Below are 2,592 nucleotides of genomic sequence, written 5' to 3'. Positions count from 1 at the left end.
TGCGTGCGGCCCCGCCCGGGCGGCGACCGCGCCCCGCCCGGCGCCCGCCACCAGGAGCACGTCGACGTCCCGCCGCCCGGGCGCGAAGAAGGCGGCCCCGGCCGGTACCCCGGCGGGCGGCACCGATCCGCGGTTCGAGAACGGGCCCCTCGCGGTCGTCGACGTCGAGGACGGGCAGGTGCTGGCGTACTGCACCGGCGGCCTGGTCCTGGACGTGCCCGCCAAGTCGCTGCCGTCCCTGGTGGACTGGACGCTCAGGGAGGCGAAGCTCGGTCAGCCGAAGCTGTCTGGCCCGGGACGGCCGGCCGACCCGCTGCTCGTGCTCACCGAGGCCGCGTGCGAGCGCTACGGCCTCCCGGTCGCGCTGACGGCGGAGGAGAAGGACGCCGGGCGGATTGCGGAGGGCCACAAGGTCGTCAAGCGGCTGGTGCGCGCCGACTGGAAGCTCACGAAGCGCGGGTTCGGGCCGTGGGCGCGGATCTACCGTCCGGCCAAGGGTTCGGAGCGCCAGTGCGTGCAGCTGTGCATCCCGTCGTGGAACGCGCTGGACTCCCGGTTCTGGGGCGACGCCGCGCAGCTTCCGCCGGCGGAGCTCGCCCGCGTCCTGGGCGTGTACGCGTCCCGGGTGATGACGCCGCGCGGTTCCACCGCCGTCACCGGCCTGGAGCTGATGACCGCGCTGCATCCGCCGACCCACGCCGTACGCGATGAGGAGACCGGCGTCCTGCGGCAGGCCGAGACCAAGACGCCCCGGGCGCGCGGCCGCGCCCCGGTGGACTGTGCGCCGTGCGAGGCCCCCGACGGGCACCCGCTCCTGAAGGACCTGCCGCGCTTCACCGTCCGGGGACCGGCGGACAAGTTGTTCGAGGAGGCGTACGACTGGGCGCGGCCGATGACCGATGCCGAGTGCACCCTGCGCTACCTGGTCGGCCTGGACGTGAACATGGCCTTCGCCGCCGGTGCGAACGGGCTGAGCGTCGGCCTCGGTGAGCCGACGCACGTCACCAACCCGGTGTTCGATTCGAAGCTGCCCGGCTCGTGGCTGGTCGACCTGTCCCACGTCGACCTCTCCAGGGTGAAGGTCGGCAAGGAGTGGGTGGAGCTGGACGGCTCGCTGCTGCCCTCCCCGTTCACGCCGAAGGGCGACCGCCCGACGGGCCCGGCCTGGTACGCGACACCCACCGTCGCCTACGCCCAGGAGCTCGGCTACGACGTCGCACCGACCGAGGCGTGGGTCCGGTACGACAACGGCCGCTACCTGGACGGCTGGTACCAGCGGCTGCGTGACGCCTACCTCGCCACGATGGCCGACCTCGGCGTCGACGCCGACCTGTCGCCCGAGGACTTCCTCACGGCGATGGACGGCTACAAGGAGCGTGACCCGGAGCTGGGAATCGTCATCACGGCGATCAAGGCGACGGTCAAGGGCGGCCTGGGCAAGCTGCGTGAGCGCCCGCGCGGTGAGGGCTGGCGGCCGGGCGAGCGGTGGCGGGCCCTGGAGCGCCCCACCTGGCGGCCCGACATCCGGGCGGCGGTCATCTCCCGCACCCGCATCAACCTGCACCGGAAGATCGTCAAGCACGCGTCGTTCACCGGGCAGTACCCGATCGCGATCCTGTCCGACTGCGTCGTCTACGCCGCCTCCGGACCGTCGCCGCTGGACTTCCTGCCCTACCGGGAGGGCAAGCCGCTGCCCGGTGGCTTCAAGCTCGGCATCAACCCCGGCCTGGTCAAGCACGAGGGCACGCAGTCCGTGCTGTGGGGCGAGGAGGTCCGCGAGCGGTTCGACGCCCCGGAGCTCAATCTCGCCCGGTCCATCAAGGACGGCACCGTCACCGACGCCGACAACGGCGAGTAGGGGAGTAGGCAGGCGATGAGCATGTTCGGGGACGGCCTGGACAAGGCGGTGCAGAAGGCGTTCACCCGCCCGGCGCCCAAGTCCGCGGGCCCGCAGATGCGGTACATGGTCAAGCAGCTCGGCGGCACGAAGGCCGTCGCCGACCTGCTGGGCATGTCCCAGCGGCAGGTGGAGCGGTACGTGACGGGCAAGGCCAAGAAGCCGCGCGCCGACCTCGCCGCGCGTCTGGAGCGCGAGGTGACCAAACGGTGGCAGCCGCAGATCCGGGCCAAAGCCAGAGCGAAGGCCGCGTCCACGGGCGGGATCGTCATCGACGTCCGCGCCCGCATGGGCTACACCGCGCCGGTCGGGTCGACGGACCAGGACCGCATCCGGCACCTGACCGTCGGCCTGCCGGCCCGCTACGCCGCCCGCCTCTTCGACGCCCAGGAGGCCGGGGCCAGTGACGACCACCTGCGGGAGATCGCGGCCGACGCTCTCCGCGAGGTGTACTTCCAGGACGGCGGCCGCCGCGCCGGAAGCCTGGACCAAGTCCGCATGCTCGATGTCGAGCACCTGGAGTTCGACCTGTAGCAGCCCGCCCCGAACAGCCCGCGAGCCCGGTGTGGCTGAGCCGAAGCACGGTAGTTGTCACTAAGACCGTGTCCTATGTGGAGAGGCGGACGAGTCGTTTGTAGCAGCAGAGGGCGGCAGCGAGGCCGAGGAAGGCCAGGTAGTTGCGGGGATGGCGTTCG

Annotated in this window: 2 protein-coding genes and 1 pseudogene; 2 read left to right on the top strand and 1 reads right to left on the bottom strand. The window is 72.1% G+C overall.

Features of this window, described 5'->3' with window-relative positions; all coding sequences use genetic code 11:
* On the top strand, positions 1 to 1,858 hold a 1,858-nt coding region (tap, locus tag LCE31_RS38705; protein WP_225022903.1), incomplete at its 5' end, for a telomere-associated protein Tap.
* A gap of 15 nt (positions 1,859 to 1,873) precedes the next feature.
* On the top strand, positions 1,874 to 2,431 hold the full coding sequence (gene tpg, locus LCE31_RS38700) for a telomere-protecting terminal protein Tpg (protein ID WP_225022902.1): 558 nt from the start codon (positions 1,874 to 1,876) through the stop codon (positions 2,429 to 2,431).
* Positions 2,432 to 2,504: 73 nt separating this feature from the next.
* Here tpg and LCE31_RS38695 read toward each other — a convergent pair.
* Positions 2,505 to 2,592: pseudogene (locus LCE31_RS38695) on the bottom strand (IS5/IS1182 family transposase); the annotation flags it as partial.

The organism is Streptomyces sp. 8L, from assembly GCF_020176795.1.
Lineage (GTDB): Bacteria > Actinomycetota > Actinomycetes > Streptomycetales > Streptomycetaceae > Streptomyces.
This window is presented reverse-complemented; position numbering and strand designations above follow the sequence as displayed.

What these genes read in the sequence shown, in the direction of transcription:
- tpg (WP_225022902.1), top strand. Translation starts at nt 1,874, where the DNA reads ATGAGCATGTTCGGGGACGGCCTGGACAAGGCGGTGCAGAAGGCGTTC.